Here is a 24236-nt window from a genome sequence, read left to right on the forward strand (position 1 = left end):
GCTACTATATAAAAAAAGAGCCCAAGCATGAATACCAATAATCGGAAAAAGACCTGCCCAAAAAATGGGGCAAACAAGATATACCTTAGAGAGAAAGTCCATGCAAATTAACAAAAGCCCGATATCGTTTATACTATTTTCTTATTTTCATGAATATAGGATATAACTTTATTAATATCCGTCGTATAAAATAAAATTTGGTTCATGTCATACATTACTTTATGTTCAACGATAAGATACTCATCAGGATGGATGTTGTTAAAAAATTTTTTCCACTTGTGCATCTTCTCCATCTTCTTTGTTTCTTCGTCTAATTTTTCAGAATCAAATTTATAGACTCCGTAACTTGGTACCTCTATTTTCGTTTGGGGGAATTTCATCTGTAACTCCTCTATCATATCTCTTTGAGGTTCAATTTCTGTTACGACCACTACATTTTCTTCTGCTGCATCCAGTATTTTGTTCGATTGATTATCATATTCTTCATCGCTCAATTCTTTTTCTGGGAAAATAGCGATGCAAAAAAGGTTTTCTTTTGTTTCTTTTTTATTAAAGAACATGTTTTTCGAACCTCCAATTATAAAAGTCTTCTGATTGACCATTTAACCATTTTTTCTAAGTCTTCTTGGTAGTCCAAATTGCGGATATACTTTTTTTAATATATGTTCATTCTTACGGATAAAATAGTATCGGTACAAAGACGTTGAAAAGAAAGCCGTCAGTAGTGACAAAATTGATACTCCTGTAATTATGATAATGTTAAAAACAGACATCGTCATGAAAGAAGTAATGATAATTTGAGCTACTACATACCCAATGCTTGAAACGGTTAATATTGGTGATATTTTTATCTTGCTTCCTTTCTTATGTAGTCTCTCATAGGAACCTGAATGTAGCATTCTGTAATTAAATACTTGAAAGAATACTAATAATGAAAGCAAGAGTATTAGCCCAGATATAAAAGGAAGCTTACTTAAAACACCAATATTCACATATAGGAATTTTTGTACAACCAAAAAATATATATAGGTATTCACCAGTCCGTATATCCCAAAAAACAGATGATAGGATTTCTCATATTTATAGGGATCCACAATATAAAGAACCGCCCAAATATGTAATATGCCCACCGGAACGATTGATGGCCAGAAAAAAGCATATGAGAAGGGTTCTCCCAAAATAGGAAGTAGCCCAATAAGATCCAAAAAAAAGATGAAAAAGGTAATGATATTTCGTCTATTCTCCAATGGCCTTTGTAAATTCAAGTATGATAATGTTATTGGGTCTATATCTCGATGTTTGTTCAAAACTGCCACCTCTTAATTTTTTTCATTTTATTTTTTTAACTAAACCATGACCCGACTTTATTAATTAGCCCAGTAGTCCCTTTTTTAATAGCATCTCCAATTGAATCACTTTCGCCATCACCATCGACATCCATAAGCTTTAAATCACTTAATAGGGTGGTCACTACTACCCCTCCTACTGCCCCTGCAACTGCACCTACCGCTACTCCAACTGGTCCTCCCAATGTTCCTGCATAGGCACCCGCCTGCGCTCCTGCATAGGCGGCACCCCAAATGGATGCTCCTGCTACTACAACATCTCCAGTTACATTTCCAGCTATTTCACTTCTAGACTGATTATGTTGAACACCGTGGACAATATCACCAACGACAGTTGTCCCAACACCAATATAACCAATTTTATTTCCCGACCACTTAAATGACTCTTTTATACTAGTCATGGGATCGACTAGTTTATAAAGTTTTTTATAGTTTGTAGCATTTTTACCTGAATAGGTCCTTTTTTTCACCTTGTATACTTCGGGTCTATCCACCTTGACCCTTATCCTTTCCTTACCCTGCGCTGTTGTATATGTGCTTTTTGTTACACCAAAACCTTTTCTGGAAAGAGTGACGCCTTTTGCAGCCCCATATCCTGTTGAAGCCATCACCCCAAAATTAGTCGCCGCATTAATTGGTTGCTCACGCCACTGATCAAAATTAATCCCTAATGTGGGAGTCGGATCCCATGCAGGCTGCAGCCCATTCACAGTATCTGCAGCTTCTACACCATTTTCAACAAATCTAGGATTGTTTGTTAATTCATAATAGGGGTTTGTTGCCTCGCTGTCTGTATATTGAGGGTTATAGCAGCTATTTGGCTGATAGGTGACAATTGATATCTTCCCACTGGAAAAGAGACCTTGAACCTGCTGGATATATTGATTCATTCTGGTAACATCTTGCTGGATAGGTTGAAGGGCATTAGATTGACTCTGGTCAAACTGGTGTAATTTTTCTACCGTATGATCCTTTTGACGCTTTGCTATGTGGACCTCTTGAAGAAATGAGTCATCTGAAAGCTTTGGTAAAGAGACAATGTCCTGGACACTTTGAATCATTGCGTTGGATTCACTTGTTATATCCATAACCATATTTTTGGATCGGTTCAGCCCATTGTCGACATCGTGCTGGAGGAAGCTTTCCTCTATATAGCCATTTTGTGAGGGCTCCATCTCTTGTAATTCACCTTTAATTGATTTTAGAGTTGATTCATAAGTCGAGACCATTTGCTGGTAGAATTCCAGGAAAGATTGATGGGAATCCCGATAGAAAGCCCGTATAGATTGGCCTCCCCTGCCCTTAAAGGATTCTTCTTGTGCGATAAAATCACGTATGGAGGATTCAATTTCAAGCATCTGGTCTTTTTGTTGATTTAATGTGTGAAGCAATTTTTCCAAACCTGACTCTAAAGACATGACATCGAGTGTTTTCATCCTTTTTCTCTCCCTACCTTACTTTCATATGTGACGAAAGATTTCGGTCTGCTTGAGCCATATCCTGGACAGCCTGACGCGTCTGTTCTTCATTTCTCATAAGTAATTGTTTATAATCCTCTATCATCTGTCCCATCATCTGGTTTAACTCATTTATTTTGGTGACTACCTCCAAGGCGTTTCCCTGTCCTATGTCATAAGGCAGATTAGATTGAAGTGCTTCTGTTGAAAATTTCAACTTTGTAAGACTTTGCTCTATTTCCCCATGAACAACCTTTATTTCTTTGACCATTCAAAAAACCTCCAATCATCATTTCTGGTGCTCTGAATTCTTTTCCTCTAACTGCATGATCTGTATGATATGTTCAATCGACTCAATTTCACTTCGAGTTTGCTGCATTTTACTTGTTAGTATAGAAAACACTTCATGAAATTGATTTATCTCGATGTCATTAAAATAATGAAGCATCCCTTCATGTCTAATTTCATTAAAACTATTTGCAAGCGTACCTTGCCAGGTTTGTGCTGAAAGTTCCGGGCTTTCAATCATTTTTCGATAACCTGATAACTCCTGCTGATTCCTATGAAGTTTACTATCACAATCCTTCAGTCGTTGAAGCTGTTCACGCTTCTCCTTTAATAACCCGTAATAATAAAATAAAGACAACAGACATCACCTCAAATCAACACATTTTATAAATTTTTCCAATCACATCAACTATATCATGGATGAAATTACGTCAATATGATAGAATCTGTTTATTTTTCAACGTCCAAAACAGTACTTTTGACGCACATCGCATCTTTAAACAAAGTAAACTAATATTTAAGTATCACAATTTATGTAAATCAAAACCTAATTTTCACTATATTTTCCATATTATGAAACCTTTTATTTCTTTCACACGTAATATTAGGAAGAGGTGAAGCCTATGTACTTACATATAAAAGAACCAACCGGAACCATATCAAATGAAGCAACAAAAGTCTGGAGAATTTCCAACACGATTGGGCATACAATTACACTGCTTGTCATAGGGATTTTGTTATTCTGCGCAAATCAATTCGAATGGTACAACTGGGTAGGGATCGTTCTTTACATGATTGGAGCATTTTTCATAATCTCAGCTATTTTCTCCATCCTTATTGAACCTGTATATTTGCAAAGGACATGGCGCTATCAGGTCGACCGGGAATTTGTACAACTGAAGTTCGGGAAGTGGCAGCAGCAACACATACTGATTCCCATGGAGAAAGTAGAATATGTCCGAATTGAACAGGGGCCAGTGCTACGGCGGTATGACCTGTACAACTTGGAAGTCGGGACCACGACTTCTAATCATAAAATCCCCGCTATACCATCTGATATAGCACAATCATTAAAAGTAGAAATTGCAACCTTCGCAAAAATAAAGGAGACTGATTCACCGGAAGGAGAAATAGGAGCATGACGCACTCTGGAAAGCGATATCCTCCTGCTTATATACTTGTAGAACTGGTTACCACAATAAAGAACCTTGCTGGACTCTACCTGCTCCTGTTCATCCTTAAGGCAAATTCAACCGCCGGATGGGTAATATGGGGAAGAAATGCATTGTTGGTCATAACAGCGGGGGCAGTTCTCTTCATATTTATCAAATGGTTCTTCAACCGGTATGAATTGGGAACATCGTCCATCATCTTCACAGAGGGGGTATTTGTTAAGAAACAAAAAACAGTCCCGTGGCAGCGGATCCACAGCCACAGTTCCAATACGACCTTCGTCCATCGCTGGTTCAAATTGACTTCATTATCGATGGAAACAGGAACAAGCGGAGATAATGCCACTTATGAATTTCCTGTCATTACTGAAGACGAAAAGGCGCGCATCCTGGCTCACCTTGCTCAAAAACAGGACTTAACAGAATTGAAAGAAGTGACAATGCCAAAAAGAAAGATACATTTTCAGACGACAAGGAAAGATCTGGTCAAAGCATCCTTCACTTCTCTCAGTTTCCTGGCAATCTTTCCACTATTGAGCGCCGTTTATTTCAACCTGGCTGATTTCTTTTCTGTTGAAAAGTCTGCACAAAGCGTATGGCACTATTTACTGGAACATATTTGGATGATGGCAGTTTTATTTATCGCTGCCATGTCCCTTTCCGTTTTGATCGGCTTCGTGAAAACGTCCATCAAGTATGGAAACTATGTCATCAGTGACGACAACGAACGGATTTATATTGAAAAAGGGATCGGGAATGAGGTACGCTTCTCCATTCCGAAAAATAAAGTACAGGCTGTCAAAGTGGAACAATCCATTATTAAAAGGGTGCTGGGACTCGTTTCGATCAAATTGATCAGTGCCGGCTCTACTGGAGAGGAAGTCAGTTCGTTCTATCCATTCATGCCGAAAAAAGAAGCGTATAACATGCTTCATACCATACTTCCCCAGTACCCGATCAAAGAAGAGATGATCCGCTTCCCACTAAAAGTTCTGTGGCTAAAGCTGATGCAACCCTATTATCTTACGATTGCAGCTACTGCCTGCCTATGGATGTTCAAATTGGAATGGATGTGGATGGGCGTACTGATTTTCGTCCTCTCCATTGTCCTAAGATTCCTTGATTACTGGTTTACCAGTTATTCACGTCACGGTTTGACCGTCCAAATCCGGAAGGGCGGGTGGCTGAATGAAACCTTCATCACCCACCGGACCCGCATCCAGCAAATGACCGTGAAGCATTCATGGCTGCAGCGGAAGTTTGGTGTAGCAACCATCACGTTCTCGAACCGGGCAAACCCTGATCATGAAAGTCTGTTACACGGTGTGTCTAATCATGAAGCCTCTGAGCTTTACAACTGGTACCACAAAAAATCCGCCTCCCATTGAGACGGATTTTTTTCATTCACTCCCGCTTCAAACCCTCCCCGCCATACTAGTCCTCATCATGAATCAACGCACACCTCTGATAGACTACTTAGTAGTAAAGATAAACTACTCCCCCCTGTTCTTTTTCTCCCTCCGCAAAATATACATAGAAAGACAAGCCTGCCGTAAGGAGGAGAAAAAATGAACCGTTTCGAAAGCCACCTGAAAAAGAACCTGCTCCACGTCCATAAAAATCTCTATCTAGCAAAAGATGACGAACACTATTATGAAAAAATTCTCCGCTATCATGATCCTTCTTCTCCGGAAGCCCATTATCACCTTGGACTGAAATGGGAGCAAAAAGGGGCATGGATGAAAGCTTATAAGCACTATCAGCAAGCGGCAACCGTCCACTCTCCCTATTATTTCAAAGCAAAAAAAGCAAGCAGGCTCCTTGAGGAACAATTCCTAAGGAACCAGTCAGAAGACACGGGACAAACGATCAAAAGGACACTGCCTGTGTATGTCAAAGTGCTGGTGTTCGCCCTTCTGTTCATCAATGTCTGTTTACTGGCCTTATTCTTGTTCTATCCGCCGCTGAACACGACCATTTCATCTACTATAAAGAAATGGAATACCGGTGCAGACATCGTGTATGAAGCGGAAGATCTTCCTTACGTCATCTATTTCCCTATCGACACCCCAAGGGAAGAGATTGAAGCAGCGTTACACGATCAGGTGATTCAATTGGGCAGCACGGCGAAAAACAAAAATATTCTGCTGTACGGAGTTGTGACGACTGATGATTATCTGAACTTCCAGACGCTCCCTTTAAAGAACGACTCCCTGATCGACAGCTCCTTCGTTCGGGCAGAATATAACTCTACGCTGAACGATCCCGTCAAAATCCGCTTTCTCCAACAGGGCGCAAATTCAGAGGGCGCTGCGCTGCAATATATCGGTGTCAATATCGTCCGCACCGCCCTTCAGTCTTATATAGAAGACAAGGGCGCACCCCCTGAACATATCGGGCAGCTCGCATCAGACTACCCCGATAATTATTTGAGCTATATCCCTATTGAAGTCATCACCGGAACCAATTCGGTTACTGACCTGTTCACAGGCCAGGGGGGATGGGTATACAATCCGCATGCGTCTCAGATCGCAGACATGTTTTACCCGAACGCCCCGGCCAATCCCCTTCACCCCTCACCTGTACCCTTCAGCCCCATCACAATCACGATAGACAAATCTGCCTTTTCCCTTATTGTCTCGAGTCCCCCTTACATTCTTTCAGCTGGCAAAATCGGGACAGGCAAGAACGATTCCACCCCGGAAGGCTCTTTCCCCGTATTAAACCGGGTATTGGAGCCAAAAGGAGAACATCCGGGCATGTTCGGGACAGCAGCACTCGGCATGGGGGAAATCGCGATCCACGGGACATCCGATGAACAATCCATACAAAATACGAAATCCCACGGCTGCATTCGCATGACTAATCCAGACATCCAGGTGATATTCGATTTTGTTCCCAAAGGGACAATGGTGACGATTCACAATCAGACCCCTGATAAACAGATGGACACGCTGACAAATCACCTTCATCAACTTGTACCCGGTGACAACCGAATGAACAAACAGACGTCTGATTTGGTTTTTGACTGGGCAGGGTGAGAGAGAAGAGCGGGCCGCTCTTCTCTCTTCTTAGGGATTCAGCCCTCTCTCTACCAAAAACACAGGCACAATCATAAAAATTCCATATACTAGATTATCTCATGGGAAAGGAGGAGCCATCATGAAGGATCAAAACGGTCTGGCTGGACCGGTTGTGATAGGGGGAGTTGGGGGAAGCGGCACGCGAGTAGTGACTGAAATTGTAAAGCAACTCGGCTACTTTATGGGTGACGATACGAACTTTGCCAACGACAATATTTTGTTTGCACACTATTTTTTCAAACAGGAATGGTATAAAGAATTTGCCAGAATCGAAGAAGCATCATTCTATCAATCATTGATAGAGTTCGAAGACGCCGAAATGAAGTCGGTGGCTGACGCTTCAGAAAGCTATATCGGCTGGGGATGGAAGAACCCCCCCACTCATATTTATCTCGATTATTTAAGTCATCATTTTCCTCATTTAAAGTATATTCTCGTCATCCGGAACGGGCTTGATATGGCTTATAGTGCTAACCAGAACCAGCTTCATCACTTAGGGAGTTTCTTTTCTGTTTCATTGCCCGATGACGAATCGCTTCATCCAAAAGCAAGTCTGGAATACTGGATAAAAGCGAATGAACGGGCCATCCAAATAGGCAGGTCACTCCTTGGCAAAAGATTCTATATCCTGCGCTATGAGGAACTTTGTGAAAATCCGGAGAAAGAGATCACCAAGCTCATCAAATTCCTCGGGACAAGCCATAGGAAAGATTCGATCGCTGAACTTGCTTCCTTGATCTCGACCCCTGAAACCATCGGCAGATATAAGCAGCAGGATTTAAGTATCTTCTCTAAAAAAGACCTGACAGCTGTCCGTCGATTAGGATTTAAAGTTGAGCAATAAGCAACACAGTCTTACAGCTGTTATCTACAGGACAAGGCAGGTTCTTGTCCTGTATTTGTTTTGACTGTTAACTGTACTCCGAAAAAATATTTTATGGTATGATGAATGAATTGTTTACCTATATTCCATATGTCTATTCATCATAGAAAAGAGGTACTTATGCAGGAGACAGTCTTAACGAAGCAACATTGGTTTCTGATTTCTACACTTTCATTATTAACGTTTGTGCTCGGTACAAGCGAATTTGTCATCGTGGGGATCTTAACGGAGATCTCTTCCGGCCTTCATATCACGAATGCGAAAGCAGGTACGCTTGTTTCTGCCTTTGCGATCACGTTTGCCGTCGCGACTCCTGTTGTGATGTCTGCAACGAGCCACTTTCCGAAGCGGAAATGGATGCTGTATCTGATTGGCGCATTCATTGTGCTGAACGGTCTGTGCGTAATCACGACGAGCTACGTGCTCCTCCTCACATTCCGGATGATGACCGCCGTTGTCACAGGCGTACTGATTTCATTGGCCATGACGATTGCAAGTGAAGCCATCCCGGTTACTAAAAGGGGGATTGCGATTTCATTCGTCTTCGGCGGCTTCACCCTTGCCAACGTGGTCGGGGTGCCGATCGGAACGGTCATTGCTGAATGGTATGACTGGCATGCCACGTTCATATTGACGACAATCCTTGGTGTGGTGGCGTTTCTCGCATCGTACATGAATCTGCCGGTGAAACTCAGTCAATTCCGAAGTTCCATGCGTGATCAGTTTTCTCTGCTTACACACCCGCGGATTCTGATGGCCTTTTTCATACCGTCCTTGGGATTCGGAGCGACTTATGCCGTATTCACCTATCTCGTCCCGATTCTCAACATGATGGAAGCACCAAGCAACTCGATCAGCTTGATCCTGTTTGCCTACGGATTCATTTCCATCTTCAGCAATATCCTGGCCGGAAAGATCGCCAGCCACAATCCCATCGGACGGCTGCGGTTCGTTTTCCTTATCCAGGCTTTCGTCCTCTTTGGTTTATACTGGACGACCGGTCACTTCATCATCGGCTTGATTAACATCGGCCTGATGTCCCTGATGGCCATCCTGCTTACCACATCGACCCAGCTGTATTTGATTGACCTTGCAGGAGTGTATCAGCCGAAAGCGACAGGACTCGCAGCTTCGCTCATGCCGGTTGCAAGCAATGTGGGGATTGCCCTCGGCTCTGCCCTCGGAGGCATCGTCTATCATCAGGGACCACTGATGAACGTCACGCTTGTCGGCGGAGTCGTCGCGATTTGTGCAAGCCTGTTGACCTTCATGAGCCACCGGTTGGACCGGAAGCATGAAAACCTGAAAGATGCATAATGAAAAAGAGGCTCAAAGGACCGGATTCGGTTCTTTGAGCCTCTTTTATTCATGATCCATGTATGGCACTGCACACAGCACCTCTGTACTAATCTCAATCACGGTCCCTTGCCACCTGCGTATCCCGGATGTTTTTCTGGATGGTGATCGCCGCAAAAAGGCTCAGAACAAATGACATGGCATAAAAGCCTTTTTCACTCAGTATGATACTGCCGGCATTATAAAGGCCTATTGCCATCAGGGAAATGGCTACGATGACAGCGAACCAGCTGAGCCCATAATAGATGCCAGACACCGGAATGTCCTCTTCCTTGTCCCTGACCGCCTTTTGCAGAGACACGGCAGCGTATAAACCGAATACGAGGACAGCGAAATAATAGCCCTTTTCATTCAGCTCCATCCCAGCATTGAACAGGCCGATCAAATAAGCGGAAACACCCACTACAAGTGCTGCCCAGCTCGCCCCTTTAAACGCGCCGGTCGGTTCCCCTTCTTTTCTTTCAACTTTGACTTTAGGTCTCTTTCCATCCTCTTTTACCAATGGGCTTTCATTCCATTCAGACATTGACCGCTCCCCTTTTTCTCAATATGTCTACTCCACATTCATTATAGCAATTTTTTACAGCCGCCGGATATTTAATTGGATTATTTTTCTATATCGTGATGATACCTAGACCTTTATTAAACAAATCATGTCCCCTTATCGCGTTTCCAGAATTTTTATGGCGTTCTCCTGAAACAAGGCGTGTCGTTCTCTTGCACTTTTCCGTTAATACCATTAAAGTATATACTGGTTGATTTTTAGCCTGTTTGGTAAAGGATAAGACTGACACATACTTTTATACTTCGGGAAAAGGGTTTCCCATAAGGAAAGGGTTTTAATATATTATGAAAAATAATTTTTGGCATGAGTTGCCTCGGCCATTTTTTGTACTGGCACCGATGGAAGCCGTGACCGATGTCGTTTTTCGTCATGTTGTAAGTGAAGCGGCTCGACCTGACGTGTTTTTCACAGAGTTTACGAATACAGAAAGCTACTGCCATCCGAAAGGAAAGGACAGCGTCCGGGGACGTCTGACGTTCACGGAGGATGAACAGCCGATCGTTGCCCATATTTGGGGTGACAAGCCTGAATACTTCCGTCAAATGAGTATCGGGATGGCTGAAATGGGCTTCAAGGGAATTGACATTAACATGGGGTGCCCTGTGCACAATGTGGCAGCAAACGGAAAGGGATCCGGTTTGATCCGACGCCCTGACGTCGCAGCGGAACTGATCCAGGCTGCAAAAGCCGGCGGACTTCCGGTCAGCGTGAAGACCCGCTTAGGATATACAAAAGTGGAGGAATGGCACGACTGGCTGAAGCATTTGCTGGAGCAGGATATCGTGAACCTCTCCATCCATCTGCGTACGAAGAAAGAAATGAGCGACGTGGACGCCCACTGGGAACTGATTCCTGAAATCAAGAAGCTTCGGGATGAGATCGCCCCTCATACCCTCCTGACGATCAACGGGGATATTCCTGACCGGGAGAAGGGTCTTGAGCTCGCCGAGAAATACGGGATCGACGGCATCATGATCGGACGGGGAATTTTCCATAATCCGTTCGCATTCGAGAAAGAGAAGAAGGAACATTCAAGCCGTGAATTGCTTGACCTTCTCAGACTACAGCTCGACCTTCATGATAAGTATTCCACCGAGCTTGAGCCGCGGGCATTCAAACCGCTTCGCCGCTTCTTCAAGATTTACGTGCGCGGATTCCGAGGAGCGAGTGAATTGAGAAACCGACTGATGGAATCAGAATCGACAGACGAAGTAAGGGCATTGCTTGATGAATATACGAAGGGTGTAGAGGAAGAAGAAGGATTTTCTATCATCTAACACCTGCAAAAAGAGGAGAACCACTACGGTTCTTCTCTTTTTTTGTGGGAAAATCCCAGCTTTTCATCAATGTTACTTATTTGTTCAATATTTCACAAACTTTTTAGGATAAACGGTGCTATGATGAAAATGTAATGATGATCACTTACATTTGGCACAAAGAATGGCACCTGAAAAAACTCTTTTCAAAACTCAAACTTTTAATCAAAAGGAGACATCTCATTATGAAAGCTGTAGTTGTAAATCCTAATGCGAAATCAAACATTGAAGTGATTGAAAAAGAATTAAGACCATTGAAATCAGGGGAAGCGCTTGTTGATGTAGAATACTGCGGCGTGTGTCATACGGATCTTCACGTTGCAGCCGGTGACTTCGGGAATGTTGAAGGCCGCATCTTAGGACATGAAGGGATCGGCATCGTGTCTCAGGTGGCCGATGATGTAACGAGCTTAAAGGTCGGCGACCGTGTCAGCATCGCCTGGATGTTCCACGCCTGCGGCAGATGTGAATATTGCACAACCGGACGTGAAACGTTCTGCCGAAATGTACAGAATGCAGGTTACAGTGTCGACGGAGGCATGGCCGAACAATGTATCGTGACCGCTGACTATGCTGTGAAAGTGCCAGAAGGACTGGATCCCGCCCAAGCAAGCAGTATCACTTGCGCAGGCCTCACAACCTATAAAGCGATCAAGGTCGCTGATATCAAAGCCGGGCAATGGATCGCCATTTACGGCTGCGGCGGACTTGGTAACCTTGCCATCCAATACGCCAAGCACGTCTTCAACGCAAAGGTCATCGCCGTTGACATCAATGATGACAAACTGGCACTGGCAAAAGAAATAGGGGCAGATATGACCATCAATCCACTCACACAGGGGGATGCAGGAACTGTCATTCAAGAACAATTGAACGGAGCTCATGCAGCCGTTGTAACCGCCGTATCTAAAACAGCATTCAATTCTGCGGTCAACGCAGTCCGGGCATGCGGGAAAGTCGTAGCCGTCGGATTGCCGTCTGATACGATGGATCTGAACATCCCCCGCCTTGTCCTTGACGGCATTGAAGTCGTCGGCTCTTTAGTCGGTACCCGCATGGATCTTGAAGAAGCATTCCAATTCGGGGCGGAAGGCAAAGTCGTCCCTGTCGTTCAAACCCGCTGCCTCCACGAAGTGCAGGATGTGTTCGACGAGATGGAAAAAGGGAAGATTCAAGGCCGCATGGTGATTGATTTTAATAAATAAACAGATATAGACGTTGGATAATGTAGTCCCGGACTCTTGAGAACCATCAGGATCCGGGACTACATTCGTTTACCCCCATACACCCTTCAGACCTTTTCCATCAACGCCTCACTACCTTTCTATTTTTAAAAATCCTCTCATCAAATATAGAAAAATAACCCAAATGGATATACAATGGAACAATACGCTTTCCTGTACTAAAGAATCTTCTTTTTTCTCTGTGAATTCAATCCTTGCTATAATAATTGAGTCAACGGACCTTTAGCAATCAAACAACATTTGAGGTGAAATATGGAACACTTTGCATCTTCGCATATGAATCATAGCCTTTCTCTCGTCATTCTTTCCTATCTCATTGCTACTCTATCAGCCTATGCATCTATCGATTTAGCCAAGAGAGTCAAGTTTGCACAAAACAAACTAAAGACAATCTGGCTCTTTGCCGGGGGGACGGTCCTTGGCATCGGCATTTGGTCCATGCATTTTATCGCGATGCTCGCTTATCGCTTTTCAGAATCGGTTTATTACGATATGTTTTATGTGTTTTTATCGATCTTATTCGCGGTGGGCGGCTGTATCTCCGGCTTTTACCTCGTCTCCCGCAGTACGTTTACACTTTTCCGGTTCCTTTTGTCAGGAACGATCATGGGCCTTGGGATCACCCTTATGCACTATGTCGGAATGGAGGCGGTGAAACCCGTCATCCTTTCTTACGATAAACCTTTATTCATCATTTCTGTATTCATAGCAGTCGCTGCATCCCTGGTCGCCTTATGGCTCGGCTTTTTCTCGCCTTACTCCAAGAAGAAAATCAATTGGAACTTGAAGATGCTGTTTTCTTTCATCATGGCATGTGCGATTACAGGCATGCACTATACGGGCATGAGCGCGACACGGATCAAATATGATGCTTCAGCTGCCATCAAAAGTTCAGCCATGATGCTCGACACTTCCCTCATGGCATGGATCGTGACTGGAGGGACGTTTCTCATCTTCATCATCTTCTTCTTTTCACTATCATACGACCGGATGGCCAATAAACATAAACTGGTCCAGGGAACGATATTGGATTCAGCAGTGGACGGGATCGTGGTCACGGAAGAATCTGGCGCGATTATACATGCCAATCCAGCGTTTTATGAGCTGATGAATGCCGATGGAAACGATCCCAGATTTCAGTCCCTGTACCACTATCATCCGAACCTCCGTGACATGACGGCGTATAATCAGGAATATCAAATCGAACTAAGAAATCTCATTATAGAAGTCAAGAAGCATCCGATCAGCGGTGAATCGCTCCAGAACTCCCTATGGTTCTTCCGGAATATCACGGAAAAGATCCTCAATGAAAAACATATTGAGTTTCTCGCCTATAATGATTCCTTAACCCGATTGCCGAACAGATATAAACTGGAGCAGGAATTAAAGGCGCGCATGGGAAATCAACAGAAAACCGCTTGTATTTTCCTGGACTTGGACAGGTTGAAGCTGACGAACGATACATTGGGACATAAAGCCGGGGACGCCCTGCTTCAATATGCGGCGAGCCAGCTTTCCAAGGTGATCGGGGACACCGACATCCTTGCTCGGGTCGGCGGAGATGAGTTTATCATACTATTGTCGGGAGAACGGGCAAACGGTGCCGAAGAAGTGGCCGACAGGTGCATTGAAGTGATGGATATCCCCTTCTCCATTAACGGCTCCAATATCCGCGCCACCACCAGCGCCGGTGTGTCACGATTCCCGGATAATGCGTCTACTGCAGACGAGCTGTTAACCTTTGCCGATTTGGCCATGTACGAATCGAAACGTAAAGGAAGGAATCAGGTGACGATCTTCAACCCGGAATTAAACCAAAAGATCAAGCGGACCCTGCTGATCGAAAAAGAGCTGACGACAGCGATAAGCAATGACGAGCTCTACCTTCTTTATCAGCCAAAAATATGCGCATCGGCAGAAAAGATCTTGGGCGTGGAAGCATTATTGCGCTGGAAGAATCCTGTCCTTGGGCAAGTTTCACCGCTTGAATTTATCTCTATCGCAGAAGAGAAGGACATGATCTGCGCCATTACGGAATGGGTGCTTGAGGAAGCGTGCCGTCAATGGACAAAATGGGAAAACAATGAGCAAATCAAGATCGCCGTCAATATTTCTCCCATCCAGTTTGCCAAAGAAGACTTCCTGGAACGATTAAGCGGACTCATCGAAAAAACAAACATGAACCCACGTTTCCTTGAGCTCGAAATAACAGAATCATCATCACTCGCATTTGAAAGCCAGACAAAGGAAAAGCTGACACAAATCAAAGAAATGGGCATCGATATCTCCCTCGATGATTTCGGCACCGGATATTCTTCCTTCAAACACCTGAAGGAGTTTCCGATCGAAGTCCTCAAGATTGATAAATCCTTTATAGACCATCTGATCGGCAACAAAGGCCAGGAATCCATCGTGCGCTCGATGATCCAGCTCGGTCACAACCTGAACATGAAGGTCCTGGTTGAAGGCGTGGAAACAAAAGTGCAGGCAGACTGGCTAAAAAATGAAGGCTGCGATATCATACAGGGCTTTTACTATAGCCGCCCTACCCAGCCTGATTATATACAGGATTTCATCAGGGAGAGGGAGCTTGCTCCTTTATAAGGTAAAAAAAGAGATCGAATCGTCTGTGGGGGACGGATTGGATCTCTTTTTTGCTGTTTCATTATAAGTACGCTGACGAATCATTTACTTTTTATGGTATTGTTTAAATAAAGATTCGAATTGTGAAATGAGCAGGGAGGGCCCTCGATGATTTCGTTTGTGAAAAATAAATACTTACTGTTAATGTTGAGTGCATTTATTTTTACTGTTTCTTTTTTAATCATTTCCTATCGATATTTTAATAGCAAAGAGATAAATATGCTGACTTCCAGCTGCTATGAAAATCAAGGAAATGTCATGTTAGAAATTTATGATCATGTTACAAAGCGTTATTCTTTCGAGTGTGAAAAGTAGAAGTAACTTTTATACCTTTTCACCTAATATGGTGGTGCTTTAACGAAATAAGAGAGCTCCACCTTCTCCATCACCCATACTTCTCCTGATGCGCCTTCTTCTGCTTAAGATACTCTTCATCTTCCCTGGCAAGCTTCCACTTCTCCATGAATATGGCGGCAGATTCGGCCTTCACCGGATCTTCCTGCCTTTCGTTTACGTTGCCATCCTCGTCATATTTCTTCCCGCCTTTGTAGTTCGTGTAGCGGCGTGCCCGGGTATAGCCCATCTGCAGGAATTTCCTTGCCATATCCATGCCGACAAAATCCTCTTTCTCCTTATAATCAAGGAACATTTGATAAATTTTATCCGAGGACTCCTTCGCAATGTCAGGCGTCTTGAACCGCCAATGCTCGAGGATTTCACTTTTGTAAGGTTCCACGAGCAGCACGCCCTGTTCGCCCTTGCCGACTCTGTACAGTTCTGGATTTTTGCGAAAATCGATGTAGTCAAAATCTAAATCGTAGTCGAAAGCCATGGTTGTCACCCTTTTTATATGGGGTTTACCCGTGGGAGGGGGTGATTATGCAGGCTAAGCAGGAAAAACATCCTGTATTTTCACAGCTAATTAACAAGATAGGCGCTCGCTTTGATAGATTCATAAATTGTTAATATCGTACGCTTGACTATGATACTATTAGCTTTAACAAGGGACAATAAGTAAGGGCTATCAGATCATTTATTTAGTTATAAGAAAATATAAAGATTACATTAACGTGCTAATGAAAAGGGGAAACATAATGAGTGACATTCAAGACATCATAAATGCCATCAACAAATTCAGGGATGACCGCAACTGGGGGAAACACCATAATCCAAAAGACCTAGCCATCTCCATCGAAGCAGCCGAACTCCTCGAAGACTTCCAATGGGTCAGCAGCGAAGAAGCCGTTAAAGCAAACCATGAAAACATCAAGGAAGAAATAGCCGATGTGCTGATTTATTCGTTTATGTTGTGTTCGGAGCTTGGGTTGGATGTGAAGGAGATTGTGGAGGAAAAGATGGTGAAGAATGGGCGGAAGTATCCTGTAGGATAAATGCCAATAGGATGAACAAGCTGATTTTGGAGACTGAAGGAAATATAAAAAGGAGACCTAAAAATTGGTTCTCCTTTTTTGTATTAATTATTTTTCTCTTTCTAATGAGTTTAATCTAGGTCGGTTTATCCCTATTTGTGATACGGTTCCCCCCGATTAATCCGAAACGCCCGATAAATCTGCTCCACCAAAATCAACCGCATCAGTTGATGGGGAAACGTCATCTTCGAAAATGACAACGTCTCATTCGACCGCTTGATCACCTCATCACTCAAACCCAGTGATCCGCCGATGACAAACGCCACTTTACTTTTTCCGTATGTAGCAAGCTTGTCCAAATTATCAGCGAGCTCTTCTGAAGAACGCATTTTCCCCTGGATGGCCAGAGCGATGACGTGGTGATCAGGGGAGATTTTCGCCAGGATCCGTTCGCCTTCTTTGTTCTTCACTTGTTCCATTTCAGATTCACTTAATACTTCAGGCGCCTTTTCATCGGCAAGCTCTACAATTTCAATCTTTGCGTAGGCGCCGAGGCGCTTCACATATTCGCTGATTCCTTGTTTTAAATATTTCTCTTTCAACTTTCCGACCGTTACTATCGTGATATTCACAAATCCACACTCGCTTTACAAACAATTTACAAACACGTTATCCACAGTATTTATCCACATATCCACAAAACCCATCCGTATATAGTATGGGAATATTAGTTCGCCACTACATATATTGCGTTATTCCCACAATATTCACAGGTTGTGGATAACTTCTTATCTTCCGTAAGTTCGGTCAGCTGAGGCGCTACCTCATGCTCATCGACGACGATATCCATGGCTAATTCCACATGCTCCAGGCAACAGTAAATCATATTTATTCCTCCTTTAATGTCTTTCGATATCCGTTTATATACTTATCCACAAATATCATACCATGTAAAGAAAAAGCAGGAAAGGGCACATGGCCTTCCTGCTTTTTCGTTTATCCACACCCTATAATCGTGATTCGTCAGTCAACTTCATAGTGACTTCTTTCTTTTCACCGTTGCGGTAGAATGTGACTTTCATTTGATCGTTCACTTCTTTAGTATTGTACAGATGCTTTCTTAAGTCGATGACATTCTCGATCTTCTCACCGTCTAGCTCCGTGATGACATCAAGCTCCTGAAGTCCAGCCTGTGCTGCCGGGGAGTTCGGAACCGTTTGGCGGATCATGACGCCATAGTTCACATCTTTCGGAAGCTTTAACGTTTCCTGTTGGTGGTAAGCTGAAATCTGGTTCACGTCTTCGAGGGTGACACCCATCGCTGGACGCCTAACCTCACCATACTGTTCCAAATCCTCGATGATCGGCTGTGCATAGTTGATTGGAATCGCAAGTCCGATCCCTTCAACAGCTTCCTGGGCAATCTTCATGGAGTTGATTCCGACGAGCTGTCCTGAAATATTGATCAAGGCACCACCGCTGTTACCCGGATTGATTGCTGCATCGGTCTGAAGGACTTCCGCATTCCAATCTTCCATCCCGTCCTGGTTGATATCGACCGGAATCGTTCTTTCTACACCTGACACGACACCTTGTGTAACCGAACCGGAGAACTGCATCCCAAGTGGGTTACCGATGGCGATGACCGGCTCGCCTGCTTTCAGCTTGTCAGAATTCCCGAATTCTGCGATATCATCTTCTTTGACTTTACTGCCGTCGATTTCAATGACGGCAAGATCCGTCCAAACGTCTGTCCCCTGCAGCTTGGCAGGTACCTTCGTTCCATCTGCAAGCGTCACTTCCAGCTGATCCGCATTTTCGACCACGTGATTGTTCGTCACGATATAAACCGTTTTGCCTTCTTTTTTATACATGACACCAGATCCGGTTCCTGCCTGCTGGTCCTGGGTTTGTCCACCATTTTGCCCCCAGAAGCTCTGAGACTGGATGTTCGTGATCCCGACGACAGAGTCGCCCGCTTTCTCAACCGCTTTCGTCACATCCGTCGTCACATCGACCGACACCTTTTGGGTCGTTCCATCGTGGTAGGCCTGATCCGTCTCCTTCAGATTATCATCCGGCTGACTCGAGTAAGGCAATATATTATAGTTCGTCAGCTGGGGAACGGCGACAATGACAAGGATCGCGCCAAGAATGACACCCAGCAGCCCCGCCAGGAACATTCCTCCCCGATTCCCCTTCTGCCTGCTTCTGCCCTCAGCATGATGATCATCATAATATCCCATGTGTCTTCATCCTTTCTACAACCTGTTCCTTTTGTTATTTTATCTTTACTAACCTGATTATAATCAGCCTATATTAAAAAATGATGAAAAAAAGGTAAGAAATTCATAATGTACCACCAAAAGCGCAGGTGGCTCGCTCAGAGGCGACAAGCATAAGGCAAACCGGCCGGAAAGGCGTTCTTTGCCTTTTTGGACGGTTTGACTTATGACCTCGAGCCTCTAGCCACCGGAGCTAGACGATACCAAAAGCGGAGGCGGCTCGTTCAGAGGCGACAAGCATATGGTGAACCTACCGGAAAGGCGTTCTTTTCCTTTTTGGTCGGTTTGACTTATGACCTCGAGCCTCTAGACGCCGGAGCTGGACGTCACCAAAAGCAGATGTGGCTTGCTTAGAACCGAGCACCCCTCCATCTATCTCACTCTCCACCCCACAAACCAAAAAAAGGTGAAGACAATTGTCCTCACCTTTCCCATACCTTTAACTGCGTAATCCTAAACCTTAAATGGCAACCAAAGGTGTCGGCACTTTAGGGTCTGTGTCATATAATTCGATTTGCTCGCCTACGATGATGCCTTTGGATTCGAGCGTTTGGGTCACGCTCATCCTTGCAAGGTCTTTCATGTTGTTGTCGAGGCTGAGGTGGGCGAGGTAAAATCCCTTGGTGTTGTCGCCCATCACTTCACTCATGGCGATGGCGGCGTCCTCATTGGATACGTGTCCGTAATCACTGAGGATCCGGCGCTTGATGTTCCAAGGATAGCGGCACATTCTCAGCATTCCGACGTCATGATTGCTTTCAAATACATAGGCGTCGGCATTGGAGATAATGCCTTTCATCCGGTCGCTCACATAGCCTGTGTCTGTGACGAGGACGAGCTTTTTGTCTCCGTGATGGAAGATATAGAACATCGGTTCAGCCGCATCGTGGGAGACACCGAATGATTCGATGCTCATCCCCCCGAAGTGCTTGGACGTTTCCATATCGAATGAAAATTTCTGCTCTGTATCGATTTTCCCCACAAGTCCGTCCATGGCATGCCACGTCTTGTCGTTGGCGTAGATCGGCAGCTTGTACTTTCTCGCCAGCACGCCGATTCCCTTGATATGGTCACTGTGCTCATGGGTGACGAGGATTCCGGACAGGTCTTCAATCTTTCGTCCGATCTGGCTGAACAAGCCTTCCATCTGCTTCCCGCTCAAACCGGCATCGACGAGGAAGGAATGCTCTCCCGACTCTACAAATATTGCATTTCCTGTACTGCCGCTTGCAAGTACACTAAAATGCATCGTCATATCTCTCACTCCAATGTTTCTTTTTCTGGTTTGGTGACTTCCACAATATGTCCTTCAACCGCATTGATGAATAAATCTTCTTGTTTGTCCCCTGATTCGATGATAAAGTGCCACGTTGGCGCCAATACCTGCGATTCTTCAGCAAGGAAGGTCCAGTATCCGAGCTTCGGTTTTTTAACGACACTGCCCGGGCTGATTTTCTGGCTTGTATAAAGGGCCTGCATCGCTTCGAAGGATGGGATGATGAGTTTATTTTCCCCGAATTCATTCAAATCTTCGAGCATCGACTGCCTGTAGGAGACAATTTGATTGTTATTATTCACGTTCAGGATGATTTTCCCGTTCGTATTATTGAACAGCTGTCTTCCCCGGAACGTCTGATAATAAATGATTGATTGCTCATCCTTGTTATATTGCCAAAAGCTATATTTGTCCCCGCCGATCAGTTGGGTTTTCAGGAAGTCGTTCAAATCTTCCTCTGAGAAGTCGTCCTCGAGCTCATAGGGCTCATCTAAGGCCGCATGGATCGTGTTTTCATTGATGATGTTCACTTCTTGATTCTTCAATGACTTGATATCTTCATCGGTGAACTTCCTCGACTTTGCCACGATATACTTTTCTTCGATCCGATCCTTCGTCAGTGTCTTCGGGTACGTGATCTTATCGGCCTTCAATTTATCCTCGAAGGTAGCCTGACTGAGCGTCTCCGGATTACTTTCAGAGATTTTATTCACCAGAAGGGACATGAGGAAGATATCTAATATGAGGAAAACAATGATAAAGATGCTCTTTGTTTTACTCCAATCCATCTACATCCCCTCCTTGCCTTCAAGCGATAAACGCAGCCAGTTACCGTCATATTTGTAATACCAGGAAGGGACAAAGATAAGCTTCCTGCTTTCGTTCGGATCCCTTGTCATCTTATAGCCGATCGTGATGTCTTCAATGTTTTCGAGGATGCCTTCCTGATTGAGCGCATACACGACGGAAGATCCCGACGGCAGGCGGACTTCTGTCAGGTCATCATCGAATGAGAAGTCGAGGGAGAAGTATGGGCGACTGTACTTATTAACGCCGTTTTCTCCCCACGTCTGGGAGATCTCAGCCATCCCGTTGTCATTGAAAACAGGATGATTCTGAAGGAACAGGCGGTAGACGATTTTATTTTCGTACGGACTGATGGAGAAGAACTGATAGTCATCGGTCCAGCCGCCGTGGTCATTCACGAACTCCATGCTCTTTTGCAGAAGCATCGACGGAGAGGAGCCGTTCTGCTTTTCCTCGGACGGATTCACGAAGGAAAAGGTGTTATGCTCCTTATTCACCGTCAGCATCGACGACACATCCATATACGTCAGCATATCACCGCTCGCATTCATGTTCACAGAATTCGGATCGGTGAAAAGGGCTGACTTATACTCTTCCAGGGAGTTTAGATCGGTATAGTATTGATAACTGAAATAATCCTGTGACGTCTTCGGCAGAAGGATCGTCTTCTTGTTGTTCAGCGGCTGCTCCACATATTGATCATACAGGTTGTTATACAGGGCGCGCTGGACAAATTCTCCGGAAAACGCGTCAAGTGTCGCTCTGTTGACCCGGCTTTCCAACACCATCTTCTCTTCTTTATCCTCCACATACGCGATGAAGTAAATCGTGCCTGTGTCCGAATTATCCTGGGTCAAATCAATGACGATCCGGTTAAATGAAGCTGCCGGCATGTTTTTCTCTTCCAGGTTCAACACCTGATTGTACACAGAGAACGGAACCAGGTCAGGAAACACGAGCTCCACTTTATTTGCGCCGTGGATCAGGGTGTTGATGTCCTGCTGACTGTACTTATTGGACACATTTTTAATATCAAACAGGGACCATTTCGCCAGGTTTTCGACGACCTTGTTGATTTCTGTTTGATTCATCGTACCGACTGTTTTATCTTTTCCGTGATAAAAGAGCTTGAATGGTTTGACGAGGTGATTATTCAATTCATTATCCAATAGCTTTTCCCCGACCGATACGTCGTAGGCATCATTGCTGCTGATTGTGGCGTAATCAGGCGAGTAGGTCCAAAGGTTAAAGGTAAGGAACACACTCACGCATACGAGAAGGGTTAAGACTATCGATTTGATTTTTTCGTAATTCATGACCAATCATCCTCTTGTGTGGAATCATATGGGAGGGTAAATACGATCGTCGTCCCTTTACCTTCTTTACTCTTCGCCCACACATCGCCACCGTGTGCTGAAATCATTTCCTTCGCAATGGCAAGTCCCAGTCCGGTACCGCCCATCTGTCTCGTCCGGGCTTTATCGACCCGGTAGAAACGTTCGAATATCTTCTCAAGATTATCTTTCGGAATCCCCAAGCCCTGATCCGACACGCTGATTTCGATGAAACCGTCTTTTTCCTTCACTTTAAAAGTGATCGTGCCGCCTTCAGGCGAATATTTCAATGCATTCGAAATGATATTATCAAGAACCTGCGTGATCTTGTCCTGATCGATTTCAACGAACATCGCTTTATCCGGCAGGAACCGGTTGAACGTCACGTTCACATCCTTGGTCATTTCGAAACGATCAATGATTTTATGGAAAAATAGAATAAAGTCGATCCAGTCTTTATTAAATCGGTAATCCTTGCTGTCCATTTTAGATAATTGAAGGAGATCATTTACGAGGCGGATCATCCGCTCAGTCTCGTTCTGGGTCACATCAAGGAATTGTGGCGCGATCTCTTTATCCTGCCATGCCCCTTCTGCGAGTGCTTCCAGATAGCTCCTCATCGTCGTCAGAGGCGTGCGGAGCTCATGTGAAACGTTGGCAACAAATTCACGTCTCTCAAGATCGATCTTCTCCTGCTCGGTGATGTCATGCAAGACGGCGATCAGCCCGTTGACGAACCCGGTCTCTTTTTGAATGATAGAGAAATTCGCCCGTAGAATATACGGCTTATCCTTCGTACTGTAATCAAGGATGATCGAATCCTGTTCATTGGATAAATCATCGAATGTATACTCTTCATCCAGTCCAAGCAGCGATACGATAGGCTGTGACACGACTGTTTCACGTGAAACATCCAGCATATTCGCAGCCGGATCATTGATAAGGATGACCCTGCCCTTTCGATCAGTGGCGATAACGCCGTCGGTCATATAAGACAACACCGAAGAAAGCTTTCTCCGTTCACCCTCGGTCGTGGCCTGGGCTTCCTGAAGACGCTTCGTTAAATTATTGAATGTGATCGCCAGCTGCCCGATCTCATCGTATCCATACACCTTAACCTTCCTCGAGAAATTCCCTTTGGCCATCGCCAGGGCTTGCTTTCTCATATCGGAAATCGGTCTTGTGACGGTTTGGGCCAATAAAACACCAAGAACGGCCGTGATGGCAAGCGCGATCATCGTCCCGTTCGTGAAGATTTTATTGATTTCATTCATTTGATCATATACAGTTTCAATTTCCCCGGCGATGTAAATCGTCCCGATGACTTCATTGTTCGATTCAATCGGTTTCGTATACACCCAGATCCGGTCCTTCGTTTTTTCATCAAGGTAAATATCATCGTCGCCGAAACCGAGGGCGAGCGCTTTTTTCACTTCTTTTTCAGAACTCATCTGACCGACCAGACCCTGGTTATTCGGATCAGAAGTCCCCTCAATCCGGCTGCGGTTGTTGATGACCCTGATTTCGGCAATATCCGATGTCTTGCTGCTGTCATCCAATATCCGGTAGATGTCTTCCTGCAGAGTCGGATCATCCTCACTCCGCTTCTTCAGCATCGCTTCCTTGACGGTGTACTCCAATAAATTCACCCGGTTGGTGATGGAGGTCTTAAAGTTCTCCACAAGCTTCTGCTCAAGCTCCCTGACGAAATAAACCCCAATGATTTGCATCGCAAGGAGGATGAGCAGAACATATATCAGTACGAATTTCAAATGGATCGAACGGGTTAAGCCAACTTTCTTCATTACATA

At 44.5% G+C, this 24236-nt stretch carries 23 protein-coding genes; 9 read left to right on the forward strand and 14 right to left on the reverse strand.

The window, feature by feature from the left end; all coding sequences use genetic code 11:
* Positions 1 to 128 precede the first annotated feature (128 nt).
* The 5 genes from KH172YL63_RS21240 to KH172YL63_RS21260 are packed head-to-tail and all read right to left on the reverse strand — an operon-like array spanning position 129 to position 3449.
* Positions 129 to 560, reverse strand: a complete 432-nt coding sequence (locus tag KH172YL63_RS21240; protein ID WP_173107945.1) for a hypothetical protein — start codon at positions 558 to 560, stop codon at positions 129 to 131.
* 42 nt (positions 561 to 602) lie between these two features.
* Complete coding sequence (locus KH172YL63_RS21245) at positions 603 to 1307, reverse strand: hypothetical protein (RefSeq protein ID WP_173107946.1); 705 nt, start codon at positions 1305 to 1307, stop codon at positions 603 to 605.
* Positions 1308 to 1342: 35 nt separating this feature from the next.
* The gene (locus KH172YL63_RS21250) at positions 1343 to 2782 is read right to left on the reverse strand and encodes a ribonuclease YeeF family protein (protein ID WP_173107947.1); all 1440 of its coding nucleotides are present in this window, start codon (positions 2780 to 2782) and stop codon (positions 1343 to 1345) included.
* A gap of 13 nt (positions 2783 to 2795) precedes the next feature.
* Entirely contained in the window at positions 2796 to 3074 is a 279-nt protein-coding gene (locus KH172YL63_RS21255) for a YwqI/YxiC family protein (RefSeq protein WP_173107948.1), read from the reverse strand.
* A gap of 18 nt (positions 3075 to 3092) precedes the next feature.
* Positions 3093 to 3449: a DUF5082 domain-containing protein gene (locus KH172YL63_RS21260; RefSeq protein WP_173107949.1), complete on the reverse strand. Its 357-nt coding sequence runs from the start codon at positions 3447 to 3449 to the stop codon at positions 3093 to 3095.
* Positions 3450 to 3714: 265 nt separating this feature from the next.
* Between KH172YL63_RS21260 and KH172YL63_RS21265 the strand changes: the two genes are divergently transcribed.
* The 5 genes from KH172YL63_RS21265 to KH172YL63_RS21285 all read left to right on the forward strand — a co-directional run bounded on the left by KH172YL63_RS21265 (position 3715) and on the right by KH172YL63_RS21285 (position 9546).
* A complete protein-coding gene (locus KH172YL63_RS21265; protein ID WP_173107950.1) occupies positions 3715 to 4233 on the forward strand; it encodes a PH domain-containing protein in 519 nt (172 codons plus the stop codon).
* Entirely contained in the window at positions 4230 to 5651 is a 1422-nt protein-coding gene (locus KH172YL63_RS21270; RefSeq protein WP_173107951.1) for a PH domain-containing protein, read from the forward strand. The genes KH172YL63_RS21265 and KH172YL63_RS21270 overlap by 4 nt, the downstream gene beginning before the upstream one ends.
* 180 nt (positions 5652 to 5831) lie before the next feature.
* Positions 5832 to 7304: a L,D-transpeptidase gene (locus KH172YL63_RS21275; protein WP_173107952.1), complete on the forward strand. Its 1473-nt coding sequence runs from the start codon at positions 5832 to 5834 to the stop codon at positions 7302 to 7304.
* Positions 7305 to 7425: 121 nt separating this feature from the next.
* Entirely contained in the window at positions 7426 to 8190 is a 765-nt protein-coding gene (locus KH172YL63_RS21280) for a sulfotransferase family protein (protein WP_173107953.1), read from the forward strand.
* Between the two features lie 159 nt (positions 8191 to 8349).
* Positions 8350 to 9546 carry an MFS transporter gene (locus KH172YL63_RS21285; RefSeq protein ID WP_173107954.1) on the forward strand — a complete coding sequence of 399 codons (1197 nt, stop codon included), beginning with the start codon at positions 8350 to 8352 and terminating at the stop codon, positions 9544 to 9546.
* Between the two features lie 94 nt (positions 9547 to 9640).
* On the opposite strand, the gene yiaA is transcribed toward KH172YL63_RS21285, so the two are convergent.
* Positions 9641 to 10111, reverse strand: coding sequence for an inner membrane protein YiaA (gene yiaA, locus KH172YL63_RS21290; RefSeq protein WP_173107955.1), 471 nt, complete (start codon positions 10109 to 10111; stop codon positions 9641 to 9643).
* Between the two features lie 323 nt (positions 10112 to 10434).
* On the opposite strand from yiaA, the gene KH172YL63_RS21295 reads away from it, so the two are divergent.
* The 3 genes from KH172YL63_RS21295 (at position 10435) to KH172YL63_RS21305 (ending at position 15314) form a co-directional block, all read left to right on the forward strand.
* Complete coding sequence (locus KH172YL63_RS21295; RefSeq protein WP_173107956.1) at positions 10435 to 11427, forward strand: tRNA dihydrouridine synthase; 993 nt, start codon at positions 10435 to 10437, stop codon at positions 11425 to 11427.
* Between the two features lie 224 nt (positions 11428 to 11651).
* The gene (adhP, locus tag KH172YL63_RS21300) at positions 11652 to 12671 is read left to right on the forward strand and encodes an alcohol dehydrogenase AdhP (protein ID WP_173107957.1); all 1020 of its coding nucleotides are present in this window, start codon (positions 11652 to 11654) and stop codon (positions 12669 to 12671) included.
* A gap of 291 nt (positions 12672 to 12962) precedes the next feature.
* Complete coding sequence (locus tag KH172YL63_RS21305) at positions 12963 to 15314, forward strand: EAL domain-containing protein (RefSeq protein ID WP_173107958.1); 2352 nt, start codon at positions 12963 to 12965, stop codon at positions 15312 to 15314.
* Between the two features lie 424 nt (positions 15315 to 15738).
* Here KH172YL63_RS21305 and KH172YL63_RS21310 read toward each other — a convergent pair whose 3' ends face one another.
* Positions 15739 to 16185 (reverse strand): DUF4385 domain-containing protein, encoded by a 447-nt coding sequence (locus tag KH172YL63_RS21310; protein WP_173107959.1) that lies wholly within the window; start codon positions 16183 to 16185, stop codon positions 15739 to 15741.
* A gap of 262 nt (positions 16186 to 16447) precedes the next feature.
* Between KH172YL63_RS21310 and KH172YL63_RS21315 the strand changes: the two genes are divergently transcribed.
* Positions 16448 to 16744: a nucleotide pyrophosphohydrolase gene (locus KH172YL63_RS21315; RefSeq protein ID WP_173107960.1), complete on the forward strand. Its 297-nt coding sequence runs from the start codon at positions 16448 to 16450 to the stop codon at positions 16742 to 16744.
* 131 nt (positions 16745 to 16875) lie between these two features.
* Here the strand turns inward: KH172YL63_RS21315 and rlmH are convergent, their stop codons facing one another.
* The 7 genes from rlmH to walK all read right to left on the reverse strand — a co-directional run bounded on the left by rlmH (position 16876) and on the right by walK (position 24230).
* The gene (gene rlmH / locus KH172YL63_RS21320) at positions 16876 to 17355 is read right to left on the reverse strand and encodes a 23S rRNA (pseudouridine(1915)-N(3))-methyltransferase RlmH (protein WP_173107961.1); all 480 of its coding nucleotides are present in this window, start codon (positions 17353 to 17355) and stop codon (positions 16876 to 16878) included.
* A 95-nt stretch (positions 17356 to 17450) separates the two neighbouring features.
* Entirely contained in the window at positions 17451 to 17609 is a 159-nt protein-coding gene (locus tag KH172YL63_RS21325; RefSeq protein ID WP_173107962.1) for a CxxH/CxxC protein, read from the reverse strand.
* A gap of 121 nt (positions 17610 to 17730) precedes the next feature.
* Positions 17731 to 18969, reverse strand: a complete 1239-nt coding sequence (locus tag KH172YL63_RS21330) for a S1C family serine protease (RefSeq protein WP_173107963.1) — start codon at positions 18967 to 18969, stop codon at positions 17731 to 17733.
* 499 nt (positions 18970 to 19468) lie between these two features.
* Positions 19469 to 20263, reverse strand: a complete 795-nt coding sequence (locus KH172YL63_RS21335) for an MBL fold metallo-hydrolase (RefSeq protein ID WP_173107964.1) — start codon at positions 20261 to 20263, stop codon at positions 19469 to 19471.
* 5 nt (positions 20264 to 20268) lie between these two features.
* Positions 20269 to 21072, reverse strand: coding sequence for a two-component system regulatory protein YycI (locus tag KH172YL63_RS21340; RefSeq protein ID WP_173107965.1), 804 nt, complete (start codon positions 21070 to 21072; stop codon positions 20269 to 20271).
* Positions 21073 to 22407: a YycH family regulatory protein gene (locus KH172YL63_RS21345; RefSeq protein WP_173107966.1), complete on the reverse strand. Its 1335-nt coding sequence runs from the start codon at positions 22405 to 22407 to the stop codon at positions 21073 to 21075.
* On the reverse strand, positions 22404 to 24230 hold the full coding sequence (gene walK / locus KH172YL63_RS21350) for a cell wall metabolism sensor histidine kinase WalK (RefSeq protein WP_173107967.1): 1827 nt from the start codon (positions 24228 to 24230) through the stop codon (positions 22404 to 22406). Before walK ends, KH172YL63_RS21345 begins: the two co-directional genes overlap by 4 nt.
* Between the last annotated feature and the right edge of the window lie 6 nt (positions 24231 to 24236).

This window comes from Bacillus sp. KH172YL63 (assembly GCF_011398925.1).
Lineage (GTDB): Bacteria > Bacillota > Bacilli > Bacillales > Bacillaceae_B > Rossellomorea.

What these genes read in the sequence shown, in the direction of transcription:
- KH172YL63_RS21270 (WP_173107951.1), top strand. Translation starts at nt 4,230, where the DNA reads ATGACGCACTCTGGAAAGCGATATCCTCCTGCTTATATACTTGTAGAA.
- KH172YL63_RS21330 (WP_173107963.1), bottom strand. Translation starts at nt 18,969, where the DNA reads ATGGGATATTATGATGATCATCATGCTGAGGGCAGAAGCAGGCAGAAG.
- KH172YL63_RS21305 (WP_173107958.1), top strand. Translation starts at nt 12,963, where the DNA reads ATGGAACACTTTGCATCTTCGCATATGAATCATAGCCTTTCTCTCGTC.
- KH172YL63_RS21250 (WP_173107947.1), bottom strand. Translation starts at nt 2,782, where the DNA reads ATGAAAACACTCGATGTCATGTCTTTAGAGTCAGGTTTGGAAAAATTG.
- KH172YL63_RS21280 (WP_173107953.1), top strand. Translation starts at nt 7,426, where the DNA reads ATGAAGGATCAAAACGGTCTGGCTGGACCGGTTGTGATAGGGGGAGTT.
- KH172YL63_RS21255 (WP_173107948.1), bottom strand. Translation starts at nt 3,074, where the DNA reads ATGGTCAAAGAAATAAAGGTTGTTCATGGGGAAATAGAGCAAAGTCTT.
- adhP (WP_173107957.1), top strand. Translation starts at nt 11,652, where the DNA reads ATGAAAGCTGTAGTTGTAAATCCTAATGCGAAATCAAACATTGAAGTG.
- KH172YL63_RS21240 (WP_173107945.1), bottom strand. Translation starts at nt 560, where the DNA reads ATGTTCTTTAATAAAAAAGAAACAAAAGAAAACCTTTTTTGCATCGCT.
- KH172YL63_RS21295 (WP_173107956.1), top strand. Translation starts at nt 10,435, where the DNA reads ATGAAAAATAATTTTTGGCATGAGTTGCCTCGGCCATTTTTTGTACTG.
- KH172YL63_RS21325 (WP_173107962.1), bottom strand. Translation starts at nt 17,609, where the DNA reads ATGATTTACTGTTGCCTGGAGCATGTGGAATTAGCCATGGATATCGTC.
- walK (WP_173107967.1), bottom strand. Translation starts at nt 24,230, where the DNA reads ATGAAGAAAGTTGGCTTAACCCGTTCGATCCATTTGAAATTCGTACTG.
- KH172YL63_RS21345 (WP_173107966.1), bottom strand. Translation starts at nt 22,407, where the DNA reads ATGAATTACGAAAAAATCAAATCGATAGTCTTAACCCTTCTCGTATGC.
- yiaA (WP_173107955.1), bottom strand. Translation starts at nt 10,111, where the DNA reads ATGTCTGAATGGAATGAAAGCCCATTGGTAAAAGAGGATGGAAAGAGA.
- KH172YL63_RS21310 (WP_173107959.1), bottom strand. Translation starts at nt 16,185, where the DNA reads ATGGCTTTCGACTACGATTTAGATTTTGACTACATCGATTTTCGCAAA.
- KH172YL63_RS21275 (WP_173107952.1), top strand. Translation starts at nt 5,832, where the DNA reads ATGAACCGTTTCGAAAGCCACCTGAAAAAGAACCTGCTCCACGTCCAT.
- KH172YL63_RS21315 (WP_173107960.1), top strand. Translation starts at nt 16,448, where the DNA reads ATGAGTGACATTCAAGACATCATAAATGCCATCAACAAATTCAGGGAT.
- KH172YL63_RS21265 (WP_173107950.1), top strand. Translation starts at nt 3,715, where the DNA reads ATGTACTTACATATAAAAGAACCAACCGGAACCATATCAAATGAAGCA.
- KH172YL63_RS21335 (WP_173107964.1), bottom strand. Translation starts at nt 20,263, where the DNA reads ATGACGATGCATTTTAGTGTACTTGCAAGCGGCAGTACAGGAAATGCA.
- KH172YL63_RS21340 (WP_173107965.1), bottom strand. Translation starts at nt 21,072, where the DNA reads ATGGATTGGAGTAAAACAAAGAGCATCTTTATCATTGTTTTCCTCATA.
- KH172YL63_RS21285 (WP_173107954.1), top strand. Translation starts at nt 8,350, where the DNA reads ATGCAGGAGACAGTCTTAACGAAGCAACATTGGTTTCTGATTTCTACA.